Genomic DNA, 25,045 nt, shown 5'->3' with positions numbered 1-25,045 from the left:
TCCTTTGAATTCATTACTTATCTGAATCTGCCGCGGCATCGTTCATCGTCGAGACGCCACCCGGAGCAACCAGAGGCGGCGCAGACAATGCACTGCTCCCATGTGGGAGCGAGCCTGCTCGCGATAGCGGTCTTCCACACAACAACAACTCAAACCTTACCCAATTTCTCCTCTTCCAGCTGATCCGACTCAAACAGCTTCGCCAATTCCGCCCTGGCTTCCTGCGCCGTCTGCAGCACTTTGGCCTCATCGTCATAAATCGCATGCTGGGCTTCCAGCACCTGTTCATCGTGATGCTTGAAGCGTTTGATGCGGGCGTCGGCCTGGGCCTGGGTCAGGCCCAACCCTACCAGCGTGCGGCGGCTCATTTCCAGGCTCGAATAGTAGGTTTCCCGAATCGCCTCGGCTCCCAGGTCCACCAGGCGGTGCACATGCTGGCGGTTACGGGCGCGGGCGATGATCTTGATGTGCGGGTAGAGCTTGTGCACCACCTCGGCAGTCTTGATGTTGGCGTCGGGGTCATCGGTGGCAATCACAAAGTATTCCGCCTGTTCGACCTTGGCGGCGCTGAGGATTTCCGGGCGCATAGGGTTGCCGTAGAACACCGGCACGCCGCCAAAACTGCGAGACAATTCGATGGTTTCCACTGAAGTGTCGAGGGCGACGAACTTGATGTTCTGCGCCCGCAGGATCCGCGCAACGATCTGCCCCATGCGGCCCATGCCGGCGATCACCACTCGCGGGGCGTCGGTGTCGATCTCACGAAACTTCTCCGGCACCACCACCGGCTGCACCTTCGGGCTCACCAGGCGTGCGCACACCAGCAACAGCAGCGGCGTCACGGCCATGGACAAGGTGATGGTCAACACCAGCAAATCGTAAAGGCGCGGCTCGAACAGGCCCTGGTCGCGGCCGATCTTGAACACGACAAAGGCGAATTCACCGCCCGCCGCCAGCACGATACCCAGGCGAATCGCACTGACCTTGCCCAGGCCGCCGGCCAGCCGCCCGACAACAAACAGCAGCGGCAACTTGATGGCGATCAGCAACAGGGTCAGGCCCAGCACGGTGATCGGTGCACTCAGCAGCAGGCTCAGGTTGGCGCCCATGCCGACGCTGATGAAAAACAGGCCCAACAGCAAACCCTTGAACGGTTCGATCTGCGCTTCCAGTTCATGACGGTACTCGGAGTCCGCCAGCAGCAGCCCGGCGAGAAACGCCCCCAGGGCCATCGACACGCCCACCAGGTCCATCAGCCACGCCGTGCCGATCACCACCAGCAACGCGGTGGCGGTGGACACTTCCGGCAGCCCCGTCCTGGCCACCACGCGAAACACCGGCCGCAACAGGTAGCGCCCGCCGATCACCACCACGGCGATACTGCCGAGCACCCGCAACCCATGATTGACATCTTCGGCTGCAGTGGAGGTGTGGTCGCCTCCCGCCAGCAGCGGCACCATGGCGATCAGCGGGATCGCCGCGATGTCCTGGAACAGCAGGATCGCAAAGGCCAGTCGGCCGTGGGGGCTGGTCAGTTCCTTGCGCTCGGCGAGGCTCTGCAGGCCGAAGGCGGTGGATGACAGGGCGAGGCCCAGACCCAGCACGATGGCACTGTTGAGCGGCTGGCCGAACATGAACAAGGCGGTCACGCCAATCACCGACCCGGTCAGCAGGACCTGTGCAAGGCCGACGCCAAACACGGATTTGCGCATCACCCACAACCGTCTCGGTGATAATTCCAGCCCAATGATGAACAACAGCAACACCACGCCGAGCTCGGAAATATGGCTGACGCTCTGTGGATTGCCGATCAGGCCCAGCACCGACGGGCCAATGATCACTCCCGCAAACAGATAGCCCAGCACCGCGCCCAGTTGCAGGCGCTTGGCCAGGGGCACGGTCAGCACCGCCGCAAACAGAAAGACGACAGCGGCTTGCAACAAATTGCCTTCATGGGGCATGGCTTACTCCAGAACTCGGTACGGCGGGGGCGACAAGGATAAAGCCTGTAACCGGATGCGTCAGCCATGGGCCGGCATGATTGTATGAATGCAGCCTGTTTGCCGGCCTTGGCGAATCGTTGCGTCCTGAGTGAATGATTTTCTCCGCCCGTAGTCGGAGTTCAGGTATTACGACATTTCTGGAGGATCAACCATGAACAGCAAAACCCTCATCGCCGCCCTGGCCATTGCCGCCGGCGTTGCCGGAATCAGTCCCATCGTTCAAGCGGCTGACTCACCTGAAAAAACCGTGCAGCCAAGTGCTACCAATACCCGTGAACTGAATGTCAATGACCGCGCCCCGGATATTTATCAGCGCCCTGAAAAAGCGCTGAAAAACTGGAAAGCTAAAGGCCTGAAAGCCCCTGTAGAGCAAGCTCAGTGGGTGCAGGTGCATGACAAGTACATGATGGTGATGATCACCAACGGTACGATCGTCGATATCACGCCGGTGGAAAAATAAACGCCCGGTCATGCGGTGAAGTTTCGGCAATGCGGGATAAAGGCTGCTTCTGAAGCCCCTTGCCAGGCAACCGGAGGTTGAGTTGCCAGCCTTCGGCTGACTTAAAACACTTCGCCCTTGTCCCACAGATGTACCAGATCTCCAGGTGCCTGGTCTTCAGGCACTTTCATCACCATCCGGTCATCCTGCTCGCCGCTACGATAGAGCACTTCGATTTCATAAAAGCGCTGATCACCCTGGCCTGCTGCCTGTTCGGTGTAGGGCAGGCAGCCTTCCAGCACGCTGCAGATGCGCGAGCGCTGCTCGATGTCGCATTGCGCGAAGTCGATGCTGCGCGGGCGTGTCAGGGCATGGATGGCGGCGACGCCGCCCTGGCGGGAAAGGTGGACGACGGCATCATCGCCCAAGGTTGGCAGGGTTTTCATAATGACTCCCGATTCGGTTCTACACCCACATCAGCCCAGGCCTGCGCCACCGCGAACTGTTCGTCCGCGCCAAAGCGCTTGAGCGCCTGCTCAATGGTCAGCGCGGCAAACTCACTGAATGACGCTTGCGTGCCCAGGCGCGGGTCGCACAACGTGTCGTACCAGATATGGCCGGCTTTCTGCCAGGCGAATCCGCCCAGCGCCTGGGCCGCCAGGTAAAACGCCCGGTTGGGGATGCCGGAATTGATGTGCACGCCGCCATTGTCTTCCTCGGTGACGACAAAATTGCGCATGTGCCCGGGTTGCGGGTCTTTGCCGAGCAGCGGGTCGTCATAAGCGGTGCCGGGGTGGGCCATTGAGCGCAGGCCGTCGCCTTTGATCTGTGGCGCGAGCAGGTCGGCGCCGATCAACCAGTCAGCCTCTTCGGCGGTCTGGCCCAGTACATGCTGCTTGATCAATACACCGAACACGTCCGATATCGATTCATTGAGCGCCCCGGACTGATCGGCGTAAAGGAGCCCGGCTTCACTTTCGATCACGCCGTGGGTCAATTCGTGGCCGATCACATCCAGGGAGCGAGTGAAGCGCTCGAAGATTTCGCCATCGCCGTCGCCGAACACCATCTGCGCACCGTTCCAGAACGCATTCTCGTACTCCTGCCCGTAATGCACGGTGCCAATCAGGGCAAAACCCTGATTGTCGATCGAGTCGCGGCCATGCACTTTCCAGAAGAAATCATAGCTCGCCCCCAAGGCGTCATAGGCTTCGTCGACCGCTGGGTCACCTGTCGCCGGCTGGCCCTCAACGCGCACCGGCATCCCCGGCAGGAGCATCTTGCCCTGGGCGTCATGGATACTGCGCTCGGCCAAGCCGGGCCGAGTGGACGGTGGCAGCAAGGTGGTCGCAGGCGGGCGCGTTGGCGGGCGAGGAGTGTGGCGCAGCGTACGCACGTGGGTGAGGGTGCTCTGCGCACTGGAACGCTGCCGCTCGGAGCCGCGGGCGATGATGCGGTTGAGGATATAGGGCGGAATGAAACTGTGCGGTGAGTCGGTCATCAGAGCGTCCTTTCCTGAGTACGGAGTCGATACTCATGTGGACGGACGGTTGCCGTTTCAGTTCCATGGATTGCCAACCACGCCGAATTCTGCGACAACGCCCTGATTAACCGCTAGCGAGCAAGATTCATGAACGACGAATTACAGATCATTGACCTGTTGCCAGGCGACGGCAAGGCGGCGGTCAAGGGCGCCCTGATCACCACTCAATACCGCGGCTGGCTGGAAGACGGCACGGAGTTTGATTCATCCTACAGCCGGGGCAAACCGTTTCAGTGCGTGATTGGCACGGGTCGAGTCATCAAGGGCTGGGATCAGGGAATCCTCGGCATGCAGGTGGGCGGCAAGCGTAAATTGCTGGTGCCGGCGCATCTGGCTTATGGCGAGCGGACCATGGGCGCGATTACGCCGAATTCGAACCTGATTTTCGAGATCGAATTGCTGGAAGTACTGACCCGGGACGATTGAGCGCTGGCCGCGTGTTCAACTCTGTAGGAGCTGCCGAGTGCAACGAGGCTGCGATCTTTTGACCTTCTCTGATCCCTCCAAAAATCGGACCAAGGGCTGTTTAACAACTTGAACCCCGAACAGCGACCCTATACTGTATATCCAAACAGTTAGCGGCGTGCCCCCCATGGAACTCATCGACAAACTCAGCATTCTCGCCGACGCCGCCAAATACGATGCGTCCTGCGCCAGCAGCGGTGCGCCCAAGCGCAGTTCCGAGGGCAAAAGCGGCCTCGGGGCTAGCAATGGCATGGGCATCTGTCACAGCTATACCCCCGACGGGCGCTGTGTGTCGTTGCTGAAGATCCTGCTGACCAACTTCTGCCTCTATGACTGCCAGTACTGCGTCAACCGCCGCTCCAGCGACGTGCCAAGGGCGCGGTTCACGCCGGAAGAAGTAGTGACGCTGACTATGGACTTCTATCGTCGTAACTGCGTCAGTGGGTTGTTCCTGAGCTCCGGGATCATTCGTTCGGCGGATTACACCATGGAGCAGTTGATTCGGGTGGCGCGGCTGTTGCGTGAAGAGCATGAGTTTCGCGGGTATATCCATCTCAAGACGATTCCCGAGGCCGATCCGGCGCTGATCGAGCAAGCGGGGCGCTATGCCGACCGGCTGAGCGTCAATATCGAGTTGCCCACGGACGCCAGCTTGCAAACCCTGGCACCGGAAAAACACATCGGCTCGATCAAAGGCGCGATGCAGACGATCTACACGGGCGTTCAAACCGTTCTCAACGAGCCGCGAGCGCCGAGGTTTGCGCCAGCCGGTCAGAGCACGCAGATGATCGTGGGCGCCGATGACACCGATGACAGCACCATTCTCCACAGCGCCCAGTCGCTGTACGGCAACTTCAAATTGCGCCGGGTCTATTATTCGGCGTTCAGTCCGATCCCCGACAGTCCGAAAAGCGTGCCCCTGGCCGCGCCGCCTTTGATGCGCGAGCACCGGTTGTACCAGGCTGACTTCCTGCTGCGAAGTTATGGCTACACCGCCGGGGAGCTGTTCAAAGGCCCGGGCCACCTGGCGTTGGACATCGACCCTAAATTGGCTTGGGCGCTGGAGAATCGGGATATTTTCCCACTGGACCTCAATCGTGCCGAGGCGTCCCTGATCTCGCGCATTCCCGGCATTGGCCTGCGCACGACCGAGCGTCTGGTGGAACTGCGTCGTCAGCGTCGCATCCGTTACGAAGACCTGGCGCGCATGCGCTGTGTGCTGGCCAAGGCCAAGCCGTTCTTCATCACCAGCGACTACCATCCGCAGCAAGCGGAAGTCACCAGCCATCTGCTGTATCAACAACTGCGCGACCGCCCGCAGCCGCAGCAAATGGGGTTGTGGGGATGATCAATCTCGATTGCGACGACTTGTTCGAGACCTGGCGCCTGCAAGCGCGCTGGCTCCTGAGCCATGAGGTTGATCCAAGCCTGGTGGCGTGGGCCAGCGAAGGCGTGCAGGACCTGTTCGCTAGCGATCACGCGCTGCCCGAATCACAGGGGCCGTTCCTGGCGCGCATTCCGCGAACGCTGCTCGACACCCTCGAACAAGCCGCCCGTTATCGCGGTGACCAGCGCTGGAGCCTGTTGTATGAGGTGCTGTGGCGAGTCAGTCATGGGGATCGCACTGCAATGATGTCCGGGGACAAGCTGGGCAGTGAATTACAGAGAAGAATCAAACAGGTACAGCGTGAGTCTCATCATTTACATGCATTTGTGCGGTTCGTTGAATTGCCCGACTGCGTCGGGCCGCAGTATGTCGCCTGGCATGAGCCCGCCCACGACATTCTGCACAGTGCCAGCGAACATTTCATTGGCCGCATGGGGCGCCATCGCTGGATGATTGCCACGCCCAGGGATGGGGTCTATTACGATGGCGAGCAGTTGAACTACCTGCGTCAATGCCCGGTGCAATGGCAGCAGATGGCGCAGAACGTAGACGATCCGCACGGTGACATGTGGCTGACCTACTACAGCCATATTTTCAACCCGGCGCGGTTGAACCCCAAGGTCATGGAAGGGCACTTGCCCGCCCGATTCTGGAAGAATCTGCCGGAGGGGGCGTTGATCCCGGGGTTGATCACCCAGGCCCGTACGGGCAAGCAGCAGGATGGCCAGGCCAGCGGGATCAAGGGGCGCCAGGGCAAGCGGATTGGTCAAACCAAGATGGAGTCGTCCCGTGGAACCCCTATGAACCCCTATGAACCCCTATGAACCCCGCATGAGCCCCGTAGGAGCTGCGGAGTGAAACGAGGCTGCGATCTTTTGATCTTGTTTTCTGAAAAAGCCAGATCAAAAGATCGCAGCCTCGTTTCACTCGCCAGCTCCTACAGATCTATCCAAATCTGTTATAGCCCAGGCAAAAAAAGCCCCCCATTGCGCCAGCAATGGGGGGCCGGGGTGTCGCGAGCGTCAGGTCAGACCTTGACGATCCAGCCAGCGGGCGCTTCGATATCGCCGGTTTGTACACCCGTCAGCTCCTTGTAGAGCTTCTGGGTAACCGGACCAACCTCGGTTTCGCTGTGGAATACATGCAGATGATCGTTGTAGCTGATGCCGCCGATCGGCGTGATGACCGCCGCAGTACCGCAAGCGCCGGCTTCCTTGAAGTCCGACAGCTTGTCGATCAACACGTCGCCTTCAATCACTTCCATGCCCAAGCGCGATTTGGCCAGTTCGATCAGCGACAGACGGGTGATGCCCGGCAGCACCGACGGCGAGTTCGGCGTGACGAACTTGTTGTCGTGGGTGATCCCGAAGAAGTTGGCCGAGCCGACTTCTTCGATTTTCGTGTGGGTCATCGGATCCAGGTAGATGCAGTCGGCGAAGTGGGCTTTCTTCGCCTGGGAACCTGGCATCAGGCTGGCCGCGTAGTTGCCACCGACCTTGGCCGCACCGGTGCCTTGTGGGGCCGCGCGGTCATAGCTGGAGATCAGGAAGTTATGCGGCGTCAGGCCACCCTTGAAGTAGGCACCGACCGGAATGCAGAAAATCGAGAAGATGAACTCCGGCGCAGTACGCACGCCGATGTTGTCACCTACGCCGATCACGAACGGGCGCAGGTACAGCGCGCCACCGGTACCGTAAGGCGGGATGAAACGCTCGTTGGCACGAACCACTTCCTTGCAGGCTTCGATGAACTGCTCGGTTTCGACGAACGGCATCAGCAGGCGCGCACAGCTGCGTTGCATGCGCAGGGCGTTCTGGTCAGGGCGGAACAGGTTGATCGAGCCATCCTTGCAACGATAGGCCTTCATGCCTTCGAAGCATTGCTGGCCATAGTGAAGGGCCGTGGAGCCTTCGCTGATGTGCAGCACGTTGTCTTCGGTCAGGGTGCCTTTGTCCCACTCGCCGTTACGCCAGTACGAGAGATAGCGCTTGTCTGTCTTGATGTAATCAAAACCCAGCTTGTCCCAATTGATGCTTTCGTTACCCATGACACCCTCTATCACTGAACAACCGCCAAAGCGGTTCAAGGCTTCTGACGTTTTTTGGATGGGGACAACAATACTTCATTCCGGGCCTGTTTCGCAGCCCGGACTATCGGATGACAGGCAGATAAATCGAGTTGGCCTAAAGAAATCGCCAGCGGGCTAGCTTCCACAGGAGAACGCATTCCAAATGTGGGAGCTAGCCTGTTGGCGATGGGGCCATTTCTGTCGCCATCCATTGTTCTGAACTACAGATGCAACGCATGCCCCAGAGCACGCAACGCCGCTTCCTGCACCGCCTCTCCCAAGGTCGGGTGCGCATGGATGGTGCCGGCAATGTCTTCCAGGCGAGCGCCCATTTCCAGGCTCTGGCCGAACGCTGTCGATAACTCCGAAACCCCGACGCCGACCGCCTGCCAGCCGACAATCACATGATTGTCCCGACGCGCCACGACCCGCACGAAGCCGCTTTTCGATTCCAGTGTCATTGCCCGGCCATTGGCCGCGAACGGGAAGCTGGAAACGATACAGTCCAGCCCGGCAGCCTTGGCGTCGTCCGGGGTCTTGCCGACCACCACCAGCTCCGGGTCGGTGAAGCACACGGCAGCAATGGCGGTCGGGTTGAACTCGCGGGATTTGCCGCTGATCAGCTCGGCGACCATTTCGCCCTGGGCCATGGCGCGGTGCGCGAGCATTGGTTCGCCACTCAGGTCGCCGATGGCGTACACGTTGCGCATGCTGGTCTGGCAGCGGCCGTCGATTTTGATCGCTGCACCGTTCATGTCCAGGTTCAGGGCCTCAAGGTTCCAGCCCTGGGTGTTGGGTTTGCGACCGACGGCCACCAGCACCTGATCCATTTCCAGATTCAGCGTGTCGCCCCCCGGCTCAAGAACCTGGAGGGTATTGCTAGAAGAATCAAAGCCTTGGACGCTATGCTTCAAGTAAAGCTTCACGCCCAGCTTTTTCAGCTCGTCATGCACAGGCTGGGTCAGTTCGGCATCGTAAGCCGGCAGAATGCGCTCCTGCGCCTCGACCACGCTCACGTCAGCGCCCAGTTTGCGATAGGCAATCCCCAGCTCCAGGCCGATATAACCTCCGCCAACGACGATCAGGCGCTTGGGCACCGAGGTCGGCGCCAGGGCTTCAGTCGAGCTGATGATCGGACCGCCAATCGGCAGTATCGGCAGGTTCACGGTTGTGGAGCCGGTGGCCAGCACCAGATGCTCGCACTGGATTCGCGTGTCGCCGACCTCGACGGTTTTGCCGTCGATGACCTTGGCCCAGCCCTGAATGACCTGGACCTTGTGCTTTTTCAGCAACGCGGCAACGCCAGTGGTCAGGCGATCAACGATACCGTCCTTCCACTCGACGCTCTTGCCGATGTCCAGGGTGGGGGCCGCCACGCTGATCCCCAAGGCCGAGTGCTGGCTGTGGTGGCGGGTCTGGTGAAACTGCTCGGCGACGTGAATCAGTGCCTTGGACGGAATGCAGCCAATGTTCAGGCAGGTGCCGCCCAGGGATTGGCCTTCCACCAGGATGGTCGGGATGCCCAACTGGCCGGCACGGATCGCGGTCACGTAACCGCCAGGGCCGCCGCCGATGATCAGCAGCGTGGTGTTCAAAGTCTGATGCATGACCTACTCCACAAACAGGGTGGCGGGTTGTTCGAGCAAGCCGCGAACGGCCTGGATAAACTGCGCCGCGTCCATGCCATCGACCACGCGGTGATCGAAGGAGCTGGAGAGGTTCATCATCTTGCGGATCACGATCTGGCCTTTGACGACCATCGGGCGCTCGACAATTTTGTTCACGCCGACAATGGCCACTTCCGGCAGGTTCAGCACCGGCGTGCTGACGATACCGCCCAACGCGCCAAGGCTGGTCAGGGTAATGCTCGAGCCGGACAGCTCGTCGCGGCTGGCCTTGCCATTACGTGCAGCGCTGGCCAGGCGCGAGATTTCTGCGGCGTTGTCCCACAGGCTGCGGGCTTCGGCGTGACGCACCACCGGCACCATCAAGCCGATGTCGGCCTGGGTGGCGATGCCTACATGCACGGCACCAAGGCGGGTGATGACCTGGGCTTCGTCGTCGTAGCGGGCGTTGATCTGGGGGAAATCATGCAGGGCAACCACCAGGGCGCGGACCAGGAACGGCAGCAGGGTCAGCTTGCCGCGGGTCGCGCCGTGTTTTTCGTTCAGGTGCACGCGAAGTTCTTCCACGGCCGTGACGTCGATTTCCTCGACATAACTGAAATGGGCGGCGCGCTGGGTGGCGTCCTGCATGCGCTGGGCAATCTTGCGGCGCATGCCGATCACCGGGATTTGCTCTTCGTCGTTACGCGGCGCGTACGCGGCGGTGGCGCTCGATGCGCTCGACTGACCTTGCGCCAGGTAGGCGTCGAGGTCTTCGTGCAGCACCCGACCGGCAGGGCCGGTGCCACGCACCAGACGCAGCTGGATGCCCAGATCAAGCGCATGTTTGCGCACGGCCGGAGAGGCCAGCGGGCGTTCATCGGCCTCGCGAGCGACTATCGGGCCCTGGCAAACAGCTGCTCGTGACGGCGCAGCGGCGACCGGTTTGTGTGCTACAGCGGCTTCGACTTTCGGTGCCGGTGCTTCTTTTACAGCGGCAACCACCGGCTGGGCCGACTCTTTGACGTTGCCGGCGCCTTCGACCTCAATGCTGATCAGGACGCTGCCGACCGCCATGACTTCCCCGGGCACGCCGCCCAGTGAAATCACCTTGCCATGAACCGGCGATGGAATATCAACCATCGCCTTGTCGGTCATGACATCGGCCAGCACCTGGTCCTCGACGACCAGGTCACCGACCTTGACGTGCCATACCGACAATTCCACTTCTGCAATGCCTTCGCCAATGTCCGGCATCTTGATAACGTGCGTGCCCATTCAGACCTCCATAACCCGATGCAAAGCCGCGCCCACTCGGGTCGGGCCAGGGAAATACGCCCACTCTTGCGCGTGCGGGTAGGGGGTGTCCCAACCGGTGACGCGCTCGATGGGCGCTTCCAGGTAGTGGAAGCAGTGTTCCTGCACCAGGGCGGCCAGTTCGGCGCCGAAACCGCAAGTGCGGGTCGCTTCGTGAACGATCACGCAACGTCCGGTCTTCTTCACCGATTTGACGATGGTTTCCAGGTCCAGCGGCCACAGGCTGCGCAGGTCGATGACTTCAGCGTCGATGCCGGTTTCTTCCGCGGCAACTTGCGACACATAGACCGTGGTGCCGTAGGTCAGGATGGTCACATCCTTGCCCGGACGCGCAATCGCGGCCACGTCCAGCGGTACGGTGTAGTAGCCATCCGGCACTTGCGCCGACGGGTGTTTCGACCAAGGGGTTACGGGGCGGTCGTGATGCCCGTCGAACGGGCCGTTGTACAGGCGCTTAGGCTCCAGGAAGATCACCGGGTCATCGTTCTCGATAGACGCGATCAGCAGGCCCTTGGCGTCGTAGGGGTTGGACGGCATCACCGTGCGCAAGCCGCAGACCTGGGTGAACATCGCCTCGATGCTCTGGCTGTGGGTCTGGCCACCGTAGATGCCACCGCCGCAAGGCATGCGCAGGGTCATCGGAGCGGTGAATTCGCCCGCCGAGCGATAGCGCAGGCGCGCCGCTTCGGAAATGATCTGGTCGGAGGCCGGGTAAACGTAATCGGCAAACTGGATTTCTGCCACCGGGCGCAGGCCATAGGCACCCATGCCGACGGCTACGCCGACGATGCCACTTTCGGAAATCGGCGCGTCGAACACCCGCGAGGTGCCGTATTTGGTTTGCAGGCCTTCGGTGCAACGGAACACGCCGCCGAAGTAGCCCACGTCCTGGCCGAAGACCACGACGTTGTCATCACGTTCAAGCATCACATCCATGGCCGAGCGCAGGGCCTGGATCATGGTCATGGTGGTCGTGGTCATGGCGGTTTCCAGCTCGATATTGTTGTTGTGATCGTTCATGTCAGATCCCCAACTCCTGACGCTGGCGCTTCAAGTGCTCCGGCATCTCTTTGTAGACATCCTCGAACATGGTCGCGGCGCTCGGAATCTGGCCTCCGGCGAGGGTGCCGTACTTCTCGGCTTCTTTCTGCGCGGCAATGACTTCGGCTTCCAGTTCGGCGCTGACGGCGACGTGTTCCTCTTCGGACCACTGGCCGATCTTGATCAGGTGCTGTTTGAGGCGCGCAATCGGGTCGCCCAACGGGAAGCAGCTCCAGTCGTCGGCAGGACGGTATTTGGATGGATCATCGGAGGTGGAGTGCGGGCCGGCGCGGTAGGTGACCCATTCGATCATGGTCGGGCCAAGGTTGCGGCGGGCGCGTTCGGCGGCCCAGGCAGAAGCGGCGTAGACCGCGACGAAATCGTTGCCATCGACCCGCAGGGAGGCAATGCCGCAACCCACGCCACGACCGGCGAATGTCGTGGCTTCACCACCGGCAATCGCCTGGAAAGTCGAGATCGCCCACTGGTTGTTGACCACGTTGAGGATGACCGGTGCACGGTAGACGTGGGCGAAGGTGAGGGCGGTGTGGAAGTCCGACTCAGCGGTGGCGCCGTCGCCGATCCACGCCGAGGCGATTTTGGTGTCGCCCTTGATCGCCGAGGCCATGCCCCAACCCACGCCCTGTACGAACTGGGTGGCGAGGTTGCCGGAAATGGTGAAGAAGCCGTAATCCTTGACCGAGTACATGATCGGCAGTTGGCGTCCCTTGAGCGGGTCGCGCTCGTTGGACAGCAGCTGGCAGATCAGGTCCACCAGCGGCACGTTGCGCGCCATCAGAATGCTCTGCTGGCGATACGTCGGGAAGCACATGTCATCGACATTCAGCGCCAGGGCCTGGCCGCTGCCGATGGCTTCTTCGCCAAGGCTTTGCATGTAGAACGACATTTTCTTTTGACGCTGGGCAACCACCATGCGGTTGTCATAGATGCGCGTCTTGAGCATGGCGCGCATGCCTGTGCGCAGGATCTCGGACGGTACGCCTTCAGCCCATGGACCCAGGGCATTGCCCTGGTCATCGAGCACGCGAATCAGGCCCTTGGCCAGGTCTGCGGTGTCGGCCGGTTCAACGTCGATTGGGGGTTTGCGCACCGTGCCGGCATCGGTCAGACGCAGGTAGGAGAAGTCGGTTTTGCAGCCTGGGCGACCCGAAGGTTCGGGCACGTGCAGGCGCAGCGGTTCGTACGCTTGATTCATGGCTTCTACGCTCGATCTTGTGAATTTCTTGTAGTGAGCTGACGGTCATTCTTCGGTGGAAGAAATCTTGTCCTACAACAATCATAGGCCGGCTCAAGAAGAATATTTCTCTCTGTTTCGTTGCGCCGAAGATCATTTGAGGATAAAAAACCTGCATAAACATAAAAAACAGGTGATTTTGTCTCATGCGCAAACTGGACCGTACCGACATCGGCATTCTCAACAGCCTTCAGGAGAATGCGCGCATCACCAACGCCGACCTCGCGCGCTCGGTCAACCTGTCGCCCACCCCGTGCTTTAACCGGGTCAAGGCGATGGAAGAATTGGGCCTGATTCGCGAGCAGGTCACGCTGCTGGACGCCGAGCTGCTGGGGTTGCACGTCAACGTGTTCATTCACGTCAGCCTGGAAAAACAGGTGGAGGAGGCGTTGCAGCATTTCGAGGAGGCAATTTCCGATCGCCCGGAAGTGATGGAGTGCTACCTGATGGCCGGCGACCCGGACTATCTGATCCGGGTGCTGGTGCCGACCATTCAGTCGCTGGAGCGTTTCATGATGGATTTTCTGACCAAGGTGCCCGGGGTGGCGAACATCCGCTCCAGCTTTGCGCTCAAGCAGGTGCGCTATAAGACCGCGCTGCCGTTGCCGGCGAACGGGTTGACGCTGGCTACCTGAAGATCAAAAGATCGCAGGCTGCGCCAGCTCCTACATTGAGCCTATGCGCCGCCTCAATCCCGTAGGAGCTGTCGAGAGAAACGAGGCTGCGATCTTTCGCAGTCAAAATGTATTCAGCGGGATTTTCAGGTAACTCACGCCATTGTCTTCAGCCGGCGGCAAATTCCCCGCCCGCACATTCACCTGAATCGCCGGCAGTAACAGGTTCGGCATGCCCAAACCGGCATCGCGCTGGTTGCGCATGGCCACAAACTCGCTTTCGTCGACGCCGTCACGCACATGAATATTGCTTCTGCGCTGCTCCCCAACTGTGGTCACGCAACGAGGCTCGCGGCCCTCTGGCGGGTAATCGTGGCAGACGTACAGATTCACGCTGGCCGGAAACGCCAGCAGCTTGTGAATGGAGGCGAACATCTGGTTGGCATTCCCTCCTGGAAAGTCGCAGCGAGCGGTGCCTACGTCCGGCATAAACAGCGTATCGCCCGCCAGAATCAGCGTGCTGTCGACCAGATAGGCCATGTCCGCCGGGGTGTGCCCGGGCACGTGCAAGGCCGTCGCCTTGAGATTGCCGATCATGAATGACTCGTCCGGTGCAAACAGGTGATCGAACTGCGAGCCATCGACGGCAAACCCGGGCTCCAGGTTGAACAGGCGCTTGAATACGTCCTGGACCTTGCTGATCGACTGGCCAATCGCGATCTTGCCGCCCAGTTCGCGACGCAGGTAGGGCGCCGCTGACAGGTGATCGGCATGGGCGTGGGTTTCCAGCAACCACTGCACCTGCAATTGGTGAGTACGCACAAATGCACTGATGCGATCGGCCTGGACCGTACCGGTGCGACCGGCCGCGGCGTCGTAATCCAGCACCGGGTCGACGATGGCGCAGGCACTGCCATCGCCCTCGTGGATCACGTAGCTCCAGGTCGATGAGGCAGGGTCAAGAAAAGCTTCAATCAGGGCAGGCATGTTGGCCGGTTCTTCGTTGAACAAGCGGTCAGCGTAGATTCATTTGCCCCGGATTGGCCAGCCCCTGGCAATTGGGGGAAGGAAAAATCGCGCCCTGGCTCTATCCTGTACACCATCGATACTGGGCGTTCCCGGTTTTTCATGGATTAAGATTTTTTATGCTACTGGCAATTTTTTTTGGTTGGGTGATGGGCCTGGTCCTTGGGTTGACCGGGGCTGGGGGCGGCATTCTGGCGGTGCCGGCGCTGGTATTGGGGCTCGGCCTGAGCATGACCCAGGCAGCGCCCATTGCCTTATTTGCCGTGGGCAGTGCGGCCGCAGTGGGCGCCATCGACGGTCTGCGCCACGGGCTGGTGCGTTATCGCGCAGCGTTGCTCATTGCGCTGCTGGGGGCGATCTTTTCGCCGGTGGGGATTTTTTTCGCTCATCAGCTTCCGGAAAAGGCCCTGATGATGCTGTTCAGCCTGCTGATGATCATGGTCGCCTGGCGCATGCTGCGTCGCGAGCGCCAGGGCGAGGGGCCGAGCGACCACGGCCATGCCAACTGGGGCCAGAAAAACTGCATGCTCGACCAGCAGACCGGGCGCTTTTCCTGGACCGCCAAATGCACCGCGACCCTGGCCGCGTTAGGCGCAGTCACGGGAGTGGTGTCCGGCTTGCTTGGGGTAGGCGGCGGGTTCCTGATCGTCCCGGCGTTCAAGCAACTGACCGACGTGCAGATGCGCGGCATCGTCGCCACTTCCCTGATGGTGATCAGCCTGATCTCGGCCATCGGTGTGATCGGCGCATTCCACGCGGGAGTGCGCATCGAAGGCCTGGGCGTGGGCTTCATTATCGCCAGCATCGTCGGCATGATCATCGGCCGGCGATTCTGTACGCGGGTCCCGGCCCGGGCCCTGCAGGTCGGGTTCGCCAGCCTGTGCCTGGTCATCGCGGCCTGTATGTTGCTGCGCGCAAGCGTCTGAGCGTCTTACACCCTAAGTGGCGGGCCCAGGCGCGGGCCGGTCTTACGCCCAACTTGCCGCCTCACGCCAGCCAGTCCAAAGCACCTGCTGATCGCCCCAAAGGCAGCGTATGACGCCGCCGGTGCACTTTCGATAATCGCCTCCGACATCCAGTCCCCGCTGCGGAGCGCGTCATGCACAACAATAAGAACTTCAAGCATCGTTATTTGCCTGCCTTGATCGCCAGCCTGTCGGCCCTGGGCTTGAGCCCGATGGCCCAAGCCGAGATCGTGCTGTACGACAAGGACCAGACGACTTTTTCTACCGACGGTTACATCAATGCCTTTTACGTCAACAGTGATGTGGACCGCGAGGGCGAGCAGTACGACCGGCGCCAGTCGCGGGTCAAGATGGGCTTCCTGCCCAATTACCTGGGCTTCAACATGGGCAAGCAGATCGATGACCTGAAGCTCGGTGCGCGCGCTTCGTTCTGGGTAACCATCAACGACAGTCAAACCAATGGCACCGATACGGCCATCGACGTCCGCCAGTTCTACGGCACGGTCGCCAATCCCGAATGGGGCGAGGTGCTGATCGGCAAGGACTTCGGCCTGTTTGCCCGCTCCAACATCCTGCTCGACGAACTGCTCGCCGGTTACGGCCAGGTCAGCGATACCCTGGGCCTGGTGGACGGTGGCGGCGTGTCGTTCGGCAATATCGGCAGTGGTTATCCGTACCCGTTTCCCACTTCGCAGATCACCTACCGCACGCCGGTGATGGACGGTTTGCGGGTGGCGGTGGGGATCATGGACCCGGTGGACACCAACGATAGCAGTCCGACGGGCAAGGCCTACCAGGAGAACCCGCGAACCGAGAGCGAGATCACCTACCAGTTCGACCTGGCCGGTGCGCAGATCTACAGCTGGGTCAACGGCAGCTACCAGACCTCGGACAACACTGACCCAAGCGTCGAGTCCGTGACCTCCAAGGGTGTTGGTTACGGTGTGCAGGCGAAGGTGGGTGGCTTGTCGCTGACCGGTTCCGGCTTCCAGGCCAAGGGCATCAACCCGTTCTTTACCAACAATGCCGGGGAGCCGACGTTGCGCAACGTCGACAGCGACGGTTACCTGCTGCAGGGCTCTTACAAACTCGGCAAGAACCGCCTGGCGCTGTCCTATGGCAAGACCCAGGACGACGGCAATGGCGTGGTCGGCAGCGGCGCGGATTACGAGACCCGCGGTATTGCGCTGTTCCATGACGTCAACAGCAACCTCAAGCTGGTGGCCGAGTACAACCAGTTCGAAATCAACGGGCACGACACCAGTGCGCAAAATGAAGACACCGATACCTTTGCAGTGGGGGCGGTGTTGACCTGGTAAGAGCAAATTCGCCCCCCCTTGTAGGAGCGAGCTTGCTCGCGATGGACGCACAGGCACCGCGTGTATGCAGGCAGTCCCCGTTATCGTTAACGTCCATCGCGAGCAAGTTCGCTCCTACAGGGGGGCGTTGTTTGCGATATTCGTGCGACTCTCATCCCATCGAAGCGGCTACCCGCTACCCAAGTAGCATAGGTCGCAGCCTGCCGGGTTCGTACACTCGTGCCTCATACACGCGCACCTGCGGGAGGCGACAATGCAGCAGGTTTACAGTGACGGTGTGGTCAGTGCGATGTCCCAGGCCACCGATGCCCAGCAGGTGGCCCAGGAGCTGGCGCGGCAGTTGCTGCATCCGCACTTGGGCTTCGTGCTGTTCTTCTGTTCCGCCGAATACAACCTGCAGGCGCTTGGCCAGGCATTGCAGCAGAGCTTTGGCGGGATTCGCCTGGTCGGTTGCACCAGCGCCGGGGAAATCACCCCGCTGGGCTACGGACGCAATTGCGTGACGGCGGTGGGGTTTGATCATCGGCACTTCTCCATCGACGCTGAGCTCATCGATGAAATGGAGCGTTTCAGCCTGATCGACGCCCAGCAGATGGTCGAGCGCCTGGTCAGTGGTTGTCGCAGCAATACCCTGGCACCGATCAAGGGCAACAGCTTCGCCCTGACCCTGCTCGATGGCTTGTCGAGCCGTGAAGAAATGGTCCTGGCTGCCCTCAGCGCCGCCTTGGGCGATATCCCGCACTTTGGTGGCTCGGCCGGTGACGACAACTATCTCACGCGTACCCACGTGTATTTCGGCGGCGAGTTCCACAGCGGCGCGGCCGTGGTGGTGCTGGTCAACACCTGGCTGGATTTCGAAGTGTTCACCACCCACCACATTCTGCCCCGGGCGGAAAAACTGGTGGTGACTGGCGCCGACAGCACGTCGCGGCGGGTCTTTGAGCTCAATGCCGAGCCCGCCGCCGAGGAATACGCCCGGCACATCGGCGTGCCGGTGGCCGAGCTCGATCACCGGATCTTCGCCGCGCACCCCTTGGCGGTGCGCATCAACGACCAGTACTACGTGCGGGCCATCCAGCAGGTTCATCCGGACCTGAGCCTGAGTTTCTATTGCGCGGTGGAAAACGGCATCGTCCTCACGGTCATGACGCCGGGGCCGATGCTGCCCAACCTGCAAGACCTGTTCGACGGCTTGCACGAGCGACTTGGCGAGCTGCTGCTGACCCTCGGCTGCGACTGTTTCCTGCGGCGCATGGAGCTGGAAAACAGCGGCAACCTGGAGCAGGTCGGGGCATTTTTGCGTGACCAGCGGGTGATGGGTTTCAACACCTACGGAGAACAGTTCAATGGCATGCATATCAACCAGACCTTCACCGGCGTTGCCATTGCCCGGGGCCGCAGCCCTGGACAGCGCTGAACTCCAGGCGCAACTCGCCAGCCTGCGCCACGAAAATCAAAAGCTGCAGCGGATCAACAGCGCGCTGATCGAGCGCATCGAGTCGGGCGTCACCCGGGGCAATGATCCCTACGCGGCCTTCCAGCACTCAGTGGTACTGGCCGAGCAGGTGCGTGAGCGCACCGATGCGTTGAACCAGGCCATGGCCGAGCTCAAGTCGGGCAACCATTTGCTCAGCGAAGCACGCCTGCGCGCGGAAACGGCCCACCAGCATTTGATCGACGCCATCGAAAGTATTTCCGATGCATTCGTGCTGTTCGATGCCGACCAGCGCATCGTCCTGTTCAACAGCCGCTTCAAGGCGTTCTGGATCCATAGCCGCGTGCGGATCAATGCGGGCATGCGCCTGGCCGAGGTCAAACGGCTGATGAGCGCGACCGGGCTGTTCACCGAAGAGCCTCGTGGGCACGCCGACGAAAGCCTGTTGTATCGTCTGCAGGACGGGCGCTGGTTGCAAGTCAGCGAGCGGCCGACCCAGGAAGGCGGCCGGGTGATCCTGTTTACCGACATCACAGACGTCAAACTCAACGAGACCCTGCGCCGCGAGCAGGCGGTGGCGCAAAAATCCCACCTGTTGCAGCGTGCGGTCGACAACCTGTCCCAGGGTGTGGCGATGGTCAATGCCGACGGCGTGCTGGAACTGTGGAACCGGCGCTTCCTCGAATTGAGTGGCCTGGCGCCCGTGGCGGCCCATCGACCGTTTGCCGAGGTGATCGCCGACAGTGAACTGCACCTGTTGACCCCTGCCAGCCGCGACGTCAACGGGCGGCCGGTGCAGGAATGCGAACAGCGCCTGTACGATGGCCGGGTGCTGGAAATTCGCACTCACCCGCTGCCCACCGGCGGCTTCGTCAACACCTTCACCGACATCACCGAACGCTACCAGCACGCTGAAGCCCTGAGCGAGAGCGAGCGCTGGATTCGCCTGATCACCGACCACGTGCCGGCGCTGATCGCCTACCTCAATGCCGACCTGGTCTACGAGTTTACCAACAAGGTCTACGAAGAATGGTACTGCTGGCCCCGGGGCGTAATGCTCGGCCAGAGCCTGCGCGAGGTACACAGCGAACAACATTATCAGCGCCTGGAAGCCTATGTGGCGCGGGCCCTGGCCGGGGAGAGCGTGACGTTCGAGTTCGCCGAAACCAATATCAATAACCAGGAGCGCTACATGTTGCGCTCCTACGTGCCCAATCGCCTGGCCACCGGGGAAGTGGTGGGGATCTTCGTGTTGATCCGCGACATCACCGAGCGCCGCCGTACCGCCGAGGCGCTGCATCAGGCGTATCAGAACCTGGAGCTGCGCGTGCGTGAGCGCACGGCGGAACTGACCACCCTCAACGACCAGTTGCTGCGTGAAATCGATGAGCGTCGACGAGTGGAGTCGCGGCTGCGCGAGGCCAAGCTCGACGCCGAACAGGCCAACCTGTCGAAGACCAAATTTCTTGCCGCGGTCAGCCACGACCTGCTGCAACCACTGAATGCCGCGCGTCTGTTCACCAGTGCCTTGCTTGAGCGCCGGGAGCCGATGGCCAACGAAATCCTGGTGCGCAACGTCAGCAATTCGCTGGAGGACGTGGAAAACCTGCTGGGCACCCTGGTGGATATTTCCAAGCTTGATGCCGGCGTGATCAAGGCCGACATCGCGCCGTTCGCCCTCAGCGAACTGCTGGAGAACCTCGCCGCCGAGTACACCCAGGTGGCCCGCAGCGAGGGACTTGAACTGCACTTCATCGGCTGTTCGGCATTGGTGCGCAGCGACATCCAGTTGCTCGCCAGGATCCTGCGCAACCTGCTCAGCAACGCCATTCGCTATACCTACAGCGGTCGTGTGGTGCTGGGTTGTCGACGGCATCACCAGCGCTTGTCGATCGAGGTCTGGGACAGCGGCATGGGCATCGCGGAGAACCGCCTGGAGGAGATTTTCCAGGAGTTCAAGCGCGGCGATGTGCAGCGTCCGGATCAGGATCGCGGCCTGGGGCTGGGCCTGGCGATCGTCGAAAAAATTGCCGGGATACTCGGGCACCGGATTCACGTGCGTTCATGGCCGGGCAGGGGGTCGATGTTTTCTGTCGAGGTGCCGATCAGCGCGAGTGCGCCCAAGGCGTTACCCAACCCGTTGATGAGTGAGCCCATGCTGGAACGCCTGCGCGGGGCACGGGTATGGGTGCTGGATAACGACGCAGCCATTTGCGCGGGCATGCGCACGTTACTGGAGACCTGGGGGTGTGTGGTGGTCACCGCGTTGTCAGAGCAGGACCTGGCACGGCAGGTGGACAATTACCACCAGGACGCCGATCTGCTGATCGCCGATTATCATCTGGATAACGAGCAGAACGGCGTGGACGCTGTGGCCCGCATCAATGCGCGCCGGGCCTGCACGATCCCGGCCATGATGATCACCGCCAACTACAGCAACGAGCTGAAACTGCAGATTCGCGAGCTGGGCCACACCCTGATGCACAAGCCGGTGCGGCCAATGAAGCTGAAGACGGCGATGAGTCATTTGCTTGGCAGGCCTTGAGCCTTGAGCCGGTACTGCCGGCCTGCTCGCGATGGGCACGATCCGATCTTGCAGGCCACTTAACGCCGCAGGTATGAACCGAAATCTATATCCCCTGCACTCAAAATCGCCTGCACCCGATTGTGCACATTGAGTTTGCGCAAAATCGCCGATACGTGCGCCTTCACCGTGGTCTCGGCGATTTCCAGGGTGTAGGCGATCTGCTTGTTCGATTCGCCCTTGGTCATGCGCTCCAGTACCAGCAACTGCTTGCGCGTCAGCGCCTGGAGCAGTTCCGGGGGAAAGCTGGGCGTATCGTTCATCCGCCGATGGGTGCCGCTTTTCTGCGTGCGAATGATGTCCGGCGGCAGGTAGACGTTGCCGTTGAGGATCTGCTGGATGGCCTCGGTCATCTGCACCCGTGGCGAGGATTTGGTGATGAAGCCCACCGCGCCATAGGTGATGGCTTGCAGCACGATCTGTTTGTCCTGTTCGGCTGAGACAATCACCACCGGAATGGTCGGCGCCTCGTTGCGCAGGTTGATCAGGCCATTGAGGCCATGCATGCCGGGCATGTTCAGGTCGAGCAGGATAAGGTCCAGGTCGTCGTGGTCCTGGGTCAACAGCAGGGCGCTGTCCAGGTCGGCGGTTTCCATCACTTCACTGCCGGGGAATCCGTCGCTGATGACATTGTGAATGGCTTCGCGAAACAGCGGGTGATCGTCGGCAATCAGAATTTTGTACATAGCCTTTCACCTCATTATTTTGATTATGGTGGGGCAACAACACGCACGCGTAAAGATCAGGGAAAGGGTTCGGGCTGGGCGGGTGTCACGGGCAGGTCGGCGGCCTGCCAGGCGTCCAGGCCGTCGCGGTACCAGTACAGTGTCTTATAGCCCATCGCGGCAGCGCGCTTGACCGCATTCCAGCTCAACCAGCAGTCGGAGCGGCAGTAGAACACCAGTGGTTGTGCCTGATTACCCTGGGTCAAGGCTTCAAGGTTACGCGCGAAATACTCTGCCCAGGCCGCAGTCAGGTCACCGTCACCGGTGTTGGCCAGCCAATGGCTGCCGGGTAGATTTTCGTGGGGCTGGTCTTCGATGAATTTCCCTTGCAGCCATTGGCGGCGGTAGACGTCGATCAACACCGGACGCGGGGTCTGGCTCAGCAAGGCTTGCAGGGCGGCGGTGTCGATGATCGTCGCGCCCTGCGCTTGAGCCGGGGTAGGGCTGCGGTACAACCCGATGCGATAACCGTCGGCTGAGAACAACGCGGTCTCGGCGTGGGCGGTGCAAAGGAGCAAGCTCAGGGACAGCGCAGCGAGTGTGGGACGCAGAAGGCGACGTCGGGCACGGGGCATGGGGGCAATCCTTATAGTTATGCACCCATTACATGCCAGTCGCGGTGCTTTGGGAATGCGACGATAGACAGGAAAACCAGTACTAAAGTAGTAATTTTTACCCTGCGCACCCCGTTCCCGGTGAATGAATGAAGCTCCACTGTCGGGGTGCCCAACACGATGCGGGCTCAGGTTGATTTGCGCAGGGCCGCGTGTTGCGGGTTGAAGGTCATCACTGCGAGCAGCGCAAACACCAGGGTCAATGCAGCGCAGACGGCCAGCGCCAGCGGATTGAACCGCTCATACAACGCAAATCGCACCAACTCCACCGCATGAGTGAACGGGTTGATCGCGCACAGCCAGTACAACCACTCACTCGACTCGCGCATCTTCCACAGCGGGTACAGGGCCGAAGACAGGAAAAACAACGGGAAAATCACGAAGTTCATCACCCCGGCGAAGTTCTCCAGCTGGCGGATGGCGTTGGACAGCAACAACCCCAGTGCGCTGAGCATCAATGCCACGAGTAGCAACGCGGGCAAGGCGACCAGCAGGCCCATGGCCGGCGGTTGCACGCCGTACACCCAGGCAATCGCCAGGAAGGCATACACCTGCAACAGCGAAATCAGCGCGGTGGCCAGCAGCTTGCTGCACAGCAGGAAGGTCCTCGGCAGCGGGCTGGTCAACAGCACGCGCATGCTGCCCATCTCCCGGTCGTAGACCATCGACAGCGAGCCCTGCATACCGTTGAACAGCAGGATCATGCAGGCAAGGCCCGGGATGATGTACACCTCGTAGGGGATGTAGGTGTCGTAGGGCTCGATGATCGCGATCCCCAGCGCTGCGCGGAAACCGGCGGCGAACACCAGCAGCCACAGCAAAGGCCGCACCAGCGCGCTGAGGAAACGCGTGCGTTGCAGCACAAAGCGCAGCCATTCGCGCAGCACGATGCCGCTGAAGCAGTGCCAGTAGGCATTCATCGTGAAGCTCCCGGGTTGGTCAGGTGCGCGAAAGCCGAACCCAGGTCGCCGCCGTGCTCAAGGCTCAGGGCATCAGCCTGACCGCTGGCGACCAGGCGTCCTTGATGCAGAATCAACAGGTCGTCGCCGGCTTGCACTTCGTCGAGCAGGTGAGTGGTCCAGAGCACGCTGATCTGCTGCTCGCGGCATAGGCTGCGGATATGCTGGTTGAGGGCCAGGCGGCTGGCTGGATCGAGGCCCGCACTGGCCTCGTCGAGCAGCAGCAGGCGCGGTTCGTGCAACAGCGCACGGGCGATTTCCACCCGGCGGCGGTGCCCGCCATTGAGCTCGCGAACCCGTTCACCGCGCCGCTCGGTCAGGCCCTGGCGGGCCAGCTCGGCATCGACCCGCAGCGCGGTCTGCCGGCGGCCCAGGCCATGCAACGCCGCGTGGTAGCGCAGGTTCTGTTCGACGCTGAGGTCCAGGTCCAGGGTACTTTGCTGGAACACCACACCCAACTGCCTGAGGGCCGGGCGTGGCGTAGTGCGCAGTGAGCACTGGCCCACGACAATGTCGCCGCGTTGCAGGTCGTAGAGTCGGGTGAGCAAGGCGATCAGCGTGGATTTGCCGGCGCCGTTGGGCCCCAGTAATGCGGCAAACCGCCCTGGCGCCAGGCTGAAACTCACCTTGCGCAACGCCTCCCGCGCGCCGTAGGCAAAACTCAGGTCGCTGACCTCCAGCGCGTTCATGGCGTGACCACCACGCCCCACGGATAACGTCCAACCTTGACCGACTTGCTGACCTTGAGGCTGTCGACATCGATCACCGATACGTCACCGCTGACCCCGTTGGTGGCCAGCAGCTGCTTCTGATCCGGGGTAAACGCCATCTGCCAGACTCGCCGGCCCACCAGCAGGTAATCGAGGATCTCGAAGGTCTTGGCATCAATCACCGCCACATGATTGGCCGGGCCGAGGGCAACGAAGCCGTATTTGCCATCGGCACTGAGCTTGATGCCCACCGGCTGCACCTTGTCCGGGTGCACACCCTTGATCTGGAACGTCAGGGTCTTGAGCACCTGGCGGGTTGCAACGTCGAGAATGGTCACCGTGCCGCCGATTTCCGCCGAGGCCCACAATTGCGCACCGTTTGGGGTGAACTCGACGAAGCGCGGGCGCTGGTCTACCAGCGTGCTGTCCGCCAGGGTCTGGGTGCTGGTGTCGATCCAGTGCAGCATGTTGGTGGTTTCGCTGGTGTTGACCGCCCATTTGCCGTCGGGACTGACGGCCATGCCTTCGGGTTCGACGCCGACACTGATCTGGCCCAGCACCTTGGAGGTTTCGGTGTCGATCACCGTCACCAGCGCATCGTCTTCGTTGGAGACATACAACCAGCGATTGTTAGGGTGCAGGGCGAACTGCTCGGGGTCCTTGCCGGATGGCAGTTCCTTGATGATCTTGCGCGTGGCGACGTCCATGACCTGCACGCGATCCGAGTCGCTGGCGCAGATGTACAGCAGCGTGTTGTCGTGGGACAGCAACAGGCCTCGTGGACGCTGGCCGACGGGCAGGGTATCGGTGACTTGCAGGGTCTGCATGTCGATCAGGCTGAGGCTGTTGTCCTTCTCGTTGGAGACCCAGGCGGTGCTGGCCGCGGCATGCCCGGCGGCGAGTAGCAGGGCGCATGAGAGCAGGGTGCGGCGCATGGCGAATTCCTTTTTGTTGTTGTAGTTGTCGAACGTC

The 25,045-nt window shown here is 61.2% G+C and carries 23 protein-coding genes; 9 read left to right on the top strand and 14 right to left on the bottom strand.

The features are described 5' to 3' along the window. Positions 1 to 149: 149 nt before the first annotated feature. A complete protein-coding gene (locus AAEZ05_RS04730) occupies positions 150 to 1,961 on the bottom strand; it encodes a monovalent cation:proton antiporter-2 (CPA2) family protein (RefSeq protein ID WP_350646711.1) in 1,812 nt (603 codons plus the stop codon). Between the two features lie 193 nt (positions 1,962 to 2,154). On the opposite strand from AAEZ05_RS04730, the gene AAEZ05_RS04725 reads away from it, so the two are divergent. Beyond that, complete coding sequence (locus tag AAEZ05_RS04725) at positions 2,155 to 2,463, top strand: RcnB family protein (RefSeq protein WP_205893755.1); 309 nt, start codon at positions 2,155 to 2,157, stop codon at positions 2,461 to 2,463. Between the two features lie 101 nt (positions 2,464 to 2,564). On the opposite strand, the gene AAEZ05_RS04720 is transcribed toward AAEZ05_RS04725, so the two are convergent. Both AAEZ05_RS04720 and AAEZ05_RS04715 read right to left on the bottom strand, forming a co-directional pair. Further along, the gene (locus AAEZ05_RS04720; RefSeq protein ID WP_350646710.1) at positions 2,565 to 2,888 is read right to left on the bottom strand and encodes a protealysin inhibitor emfourin; all 324 of its coding nucleotides are present in this window, start codon (positions 2,886 to 2,888) and stop codon (positions 2,565 to 2,567) included. Then, positions 2,885 to 3,943, bottom strand: a complete 1,059-nt coding sequence (locus tag AAEZ05_RS04715) for a M4 family metallopeptidase (protein ID WP_350646709.1) — start codon at positions 3,941 to 3,943, stop codon at positions 2,885 to 2,887. Before AAEZ05_RS04715 ends, AAEZ05_RS04720 begins: the two co-directional genes overlap by 4 nt. 129 nt (positions 3,944 to 4,072) lie before the next feature. Here AAEZ05_RS04715 and AAEZ05_RS04710 point away from each other — a divergent pair, with 129 nt between their 5' ends. The 3 genes from AAEZ05_RS04710 (at position 4,073) to AAEZ05_RS04700 (ending at position 6,661) form a co-directional block, all read left to right on the top strand. Further along, the gene (locus tag AAEZ05_RS04710; protein ID WP_045057689.1) at positions 4,073 to 4,411 is read left to right on the top strand and encodes an FKBP-type peptidyl-prolyl cis-trans isomerase; all 339 of its coding nucleotides are present in this window, start codon (positions 4,073 to 4,075) and stop codon (positions 4,409 to 4,411) included. Positions 4,412 to 4,577: 166 nt separating this feature from the next. Next, the gene (locus AAEZ05_RS04705; protein WP_122839587.1) at positions 4,578 to 5,798 is read left to right on the top strand and encodes a putative DNA modification/repair radical SAM protein; all 1,221 of its coding nucleotides are present in this window, start codon (positions 4,578 to 4,580) and stop codon (positions 5,796 to 5,798) included. Continuing rightward, positions 5,795 to 6,661: a TIGR03915 family putative DNA repair protein gene (locus AAEZ05_RS04700; RefSeq protein ID WP_350646708.1), complete on the top strand. Its 867-nt coding sequence runs from the start codon at positions 5,795 to 5,797 to the stop codon at positions 6,659 to 6,661. The genes AAEZ05_RS04705 and AAEZ05_RS04700 overlap by 4 nt, the downstream gene beginning before the upstream one ends. Before the next feature lie 203 nt (positions 6,662 to 6,864). On the opposite strand, the gene AAEZ05_RS04695 is transcribed toward AAEZ05_RS04700, so the two are convergent. The 5 genes from AAEZ05_RS04695 to AAEZ05_RS04675 form a co-directional block, all read right to left on the bottom strand. Then, entirely contained in the window at positions 6,865 to 7,884 is a 1,020-nt protein-coding gene (locus AAEZ05_RS04695; protein WP_045057692.1) for a branched-chain amino acid aminotransferase, read from the bottom strand. 242 nt (positions 7,885 to 8,126) lie between these two features. Continuing rightward, entirely contained in the window at positions 8,127 to 9,512 is a 1,386-nt protein-coding gene (lpdA, locus tag AAEZ05_RS04690) for a dihydrolipoyl dehydrogenase (protein WP_350646707.1), read from the bottom strand. A gap of 3 nt (positions 9,513 to 9,515) precedes the next feature. After that, positions 9,516 to 10,787, bottom strand: coding sequence for a dihydrolipoamide acetyltransferase family protein (locus AAEZ05_RS04685; RefSeq protein WP_350646706.1), 1,272 nt, complete (start codon positions 10,785 to 10,787; stop codon positions 9,516 to 9,518). Next, positions 10,788 to 11,846 carry an alpha-ketoacid dehydrogenase subunit beta gene (locus AAEZ05_RS04680; protein ID WP_045057695.1) on the bottom strand — a complete coding sequence of 353 codons (1,059 nt, stop codon included), beginning with the start codon at positions 11,844 to 11,846 and terminating at the stop codon, positions 10,788 to 10,790. Between the two features lies 1 nt (position 11,847). Then, positions 11,848 to 13,083: a 3-methyl-2-oxobutanoate dehydrogenase (2-methylpropanoyl-transferring) subunit alpha gene (locus AAEZ05_RS04675; RefSeq protein ID WP_122839593.1), complete on the bottom strand. Its 1,236-nt coding sequence runs from the start codon at positions 13,081 to 13,083 to the stop codon at positions 11,848 to 11,850. Positions 13,084 to 13,268: 185 nt separating this feature from the next. On the opposite strand from AAEZ05_RS04675, the gene bkdR reads away from it, so the two are divergent. Beyond that, on the top strand, positions 13,269 to 13,757 hold the full coding sequence (gene bkdR, locus AAEZ05_RS04670; protein WP_122839594.1) for a Bkd operon transcriptional regulator BkdR: 489 nt from the start codon (positions 13,269 to 13,271) through the stop codon (positions 13,755 to 13,757). Positions 13,758 to 13,859: 102 nt separating this feature from the next. Here bkdR and AAEZ05_RS04665 read toward each other — a convergent pair whose 3' ends face one another. Continuing rightward, the gene (locus AAEZ05_RS04665; RefSeq protein ID WP_350646705.1) at positions 13,860 to 14,723 is read right to left on the bottom strand and encodes an MBL fold metallo-hydrolase; all 864 of its coding nucleotides are present in this window, start codon (positions 14,721 to 14,723) and stop codon (positions 13,860 to 13,862) included. Between the two features lie 158 nt (positions 14,724 to 14,881). Between AAEZ05_RS04665 and AAEZ05_RS04660 the strand changes: the two genes are divergently transcribed. From AAEZ05_RS04660 to nahK, 4 genes are all read left to right on the top strand, one after another. Next, positions 14,882 to 15,688, top strand: coding sequence for a sulfite exporter TauE/SafE family protein (locus tag AAEZ05_RS04660; RefSeq protein WP_205893762.1), 807 nt, complete (start codon positions 14,882 to 14,884; stop codon positions 15,686 to 15,688). 173 nt (positions 15,689 to 15,861) lie between these two features. Further along, the gene (locus AAEZ05_RS04655; protein ID WP_045057699.1) at positions 15,862 to 17,046 is read left to right on the top strand and encodes a porin; all 1,185 of its coding nucleotides are present in this window, start codon (positions 15,862 to 15,864) and stop codon (positions 17,044 to 17,046) included. Between the two features lie 253 nt (positions 17,047 to 17,299). Beyond that, on the top strand, positions 17,300 to 18,463 hold the full coding sequence (nosP, locus tag AAEZ05_RS04650) for a nitric oxide-sensing protein NosP (RefSeq protein WP_350646704.1): 1,164 nt from the start codon (positions 17,300 to 17,302) through the stop codon (positions 18,461 to 18,463). Then, positions 18,432 to 21,026 (top strand): hybrid sensor histidine kinase/response regulator NahK/ErcS', encoded by a 2,595-nt coding sequence (gene nahK / locus AAEZ05_RS04645; protein WP_350646755.1) that lies wholly within the window; start codon positions 18,432 to 18,434, stop codon positions 21,024 to 21,026. Before nosP ends, nahK begins: the two co-directional genes overlap by 32 nt. A 59-nt stretch (positions 21,027 to 21,085) precedes the next feature. Here the strand turns inward: nahK and AAEZ05_RS04640 are convergent, their stop codons facing one another. The 5 genes from AAEZ05_RS04640 to AAEZ05_RS04620 form a co-directional block, all read right to left on the bottom strand. Beyond that, positions 21,086 to 21,751, bottom strand: coding sequence for a response regulator (locus AAEZ05_RS04640; RefSeq protein ID WP_045057702.1), 666 nt, complete (start codon positions 21,749 to 21,751; stop codon positions 21,086 to 21,088). Positions 21,752 to 21,807: 56 nt separating this feature from the next. Beyond that, the gene (locus AAEZ05_RS04635) at positions 21,808 to 22,365 is read right to left on the bottom strand and encodes a PQQ-dependent catabolism-associated CXXCW motif protein (RefSeq protein WP_205892750.1); all 558 of its coding nucleotides are present in this window, start codon (positions 22,363 to 22,365) and stop codon (positions 21,808 to 21,810) included. Positions 22,366 to 22,532: 167 nt separating this feature from the next. After that, positions 22,533 to 23,324, bottom strand: coding sequence for a lanthanide ABC transporter permease protein PedC (locus AAEZ05_RS04630; protein WP_205892749.1), 792 nt, complete (start codon positions 23,322 to 23,324; stop codon positions 22,533 to 22,535). Further along, entirely contained in the window at positions 23,321 to 24,052 is a 732-nt protein-coding gene (locus AAEZ05_RS04625; protein WP_045060437.1) for a lanthanide ABC transporter ATP-binding protein PedB/LutE, read from the bottom strand. The genes AAEZ05_RS04630 and AAEZ05_RS04625 overlap by 4 nt, the downstream gene beginning before the upstream one ends. Then, on the bottom strand, positions 24,049 to 25,008 hold the full coding sequence (locus AAEZ05_RS04620; RefSeq protein ID WP_045060438.1) for a YVTN family beta-propeller repeat protein: 960 nt from the start codon (positions 25,006 to 25,008) through the stop codon (positions 24,049 to 24,051). The genes AAEZ05_RS04625 and AAEZ05_RS04620 overlap by 4 nt, the downstream gene beginning before the upstream one ends. Positions 25,009 to 25,045: the final 37 nt, after the last annotated feature.

It is taken from the genome of Pseudomonas sp. HY13-MNA-CIBAN-0226, assembly GCF_040310305.1.
In the GTDB taxonomy this organism is placed as follows: domain Bacteria; phylum Pseudomonadota; class Gammaproteobacteria; order Pseudomonadales; family Pseudomonadaceae; genus Aquipseudomonas; species Aquipseudomonas gregormendelii.
The sequence above is the reverse complement of the archived record's forward strand: the minus strand, read 5'-3'. Positions and strand labels throughout refer to the sequence as shown.

Coding starts and splice junctions, on each gene's coding strand:
- AAEZ05_RS04660 (WP_205893762.1), top strand. CDS start 14,882: ATGCTACTGGCAATTTTTTTTGGTTGGGTGATGGGCCTGGTCCTTGGG.
- nosP (WP_350646704.1), top strand. CDS start 17,300: ATGCAGCAGGTTTACAGTGACGGTGTGGTCAGTGCGATGTCCCAGGCC.
- AAEZ05_RS04705 (WP_122839587.1), top strand. CDS start 4,578: ATGGAACTCATCGACAAACTCAGCATTCTCGCCGACGCCGCCAAATAC.
- lpdA (WP_350646707.1), bottom strand. CDS start 9,512: ATGCATCAGACTTTGAACACCACGCTGCTGATCATCGGCGGCGGCCCT.
- AAEZ05_RS04675 (WP_122839593.1), bottom strand. CDS start 13,083: ATGAATCAAGCGTACGAACCGCTGCGCCTGCACGTGCCCGAACCTTCG.
- AAEZ05_RS04665 (WP_350646705.1), bottom strand. CDS start 14,723: ATGCCTGCCCTGATTGAAGCTTTTCTTGACCCTGCCTCATCGACCTGG.
- AAEZ05_RS04725 (WP_205893755.1), top strand. CDS start 2,155: ATGAACAGCAAAACCCTCATCGCCGCCCTGGCCATTGCCGCCGGCGTT.
- AAEZ05_RS04655 (WP_045057699.1), top strand. CDS start 15,862: ATGCACAACAATAAGAACTTCAAGCATCGTTATTTGCCTGCCTTGATC.
- AAEZ05_RS04710 (WP_045057689.1), top strand. CDS start 4,073: ATGAACGACGAATTACAGATCATTGACCTGTTGCCAGGCGACGGCAAG.
- AAEZ05_RS04730 (WP_350646711.1), bottom strand. CDS start 1,961: ATGCCCCATGAAGGCAATTTGTTGCAAGCCGCTGTCGTCTTTCTGTTT.
- AAEZ05_RS04700 (WP_350646708.1), top strand. CDS start 5,795: ATGATCAATCTCGATTGCGACGACTTGTTCGAGACCTGGCGCCTGCAA.
- AAEZ05_RS04685 (WP_350646706.1), bottom strand. CDS start 10,787: ATGGGCACGCACGTTATCAAGATGCCGGACATTGGCGAAGGCATTGCA.
- AAEZ05_RS04720 (WP_350646710.1), bottom strand. CDS start 2,888: ATGAAAACCCTGCCAACCTTGGGCGATGATGCCGTCGTCCACCTTTCC.
- AAEZ05_RS04620 (WP_045060438.1), bottom strand. CDS start 25,008: ATGCGCCGCACCCTGCTCTCATGCGCCCTGCTACTCGCCGCCGGGCAT.
- AAEZ05_RS04680 (WP_045057695.1), bottom strand. CDS start 11,846: ATGAACGATCACAACAACAATATCGAGCTGGAAACCGCCATGACCACG.
- AAEZ05_RS04695 (WP_045057692.1), bottom strand. CDS start 7,884: ATGGGTAACGAAAGCATCAATTGGGACAAGCTGGGTTTTGATTACATC.
- AAEZ05_RS04630 (WP_205892749.1), bottom strand. CDS start 23,324: ATGAATGCCTACTGGCACTGCTTCAGCGGCATCGTGCTGCGCGAATGG.
- AAEZ05_RS04635 (WP_205892750.1), bottom strand. CDS start 22,365: ATGCCCCGTGCCCGACGTCGCCTTCTGCGTCCCACACTCGCTGCGCTG.
- AAEZ05_RS04625 (WP_045060437.1), bottom strand. CDS start 24,052: ATGAACGCGCTGGAGGTCAGCGACCTGAGTTTTGCCTACGGCGCGCGG.
- AAEZ05_RS04640 (WP_045057702.1), bottom strand. CDS start 21,751: ATGTACAAAATTCTGATTGCCGACGATCACCCGCTGTTTCGCGAAGCC.
- AAEZ05_RS04715 (WP_350646709.1), bottom strand. CDS start 3,943: ATGACCGACTCACCGCACAGTTTCATTCCGCCCTATATCCTCAACCGC.
- bkdR (WP_122839594.1), top strand. CDS start 13,269: ATGCGCAAACTGGACCGTACCGACATCGGCATTCTCAACAGCCTTCAG.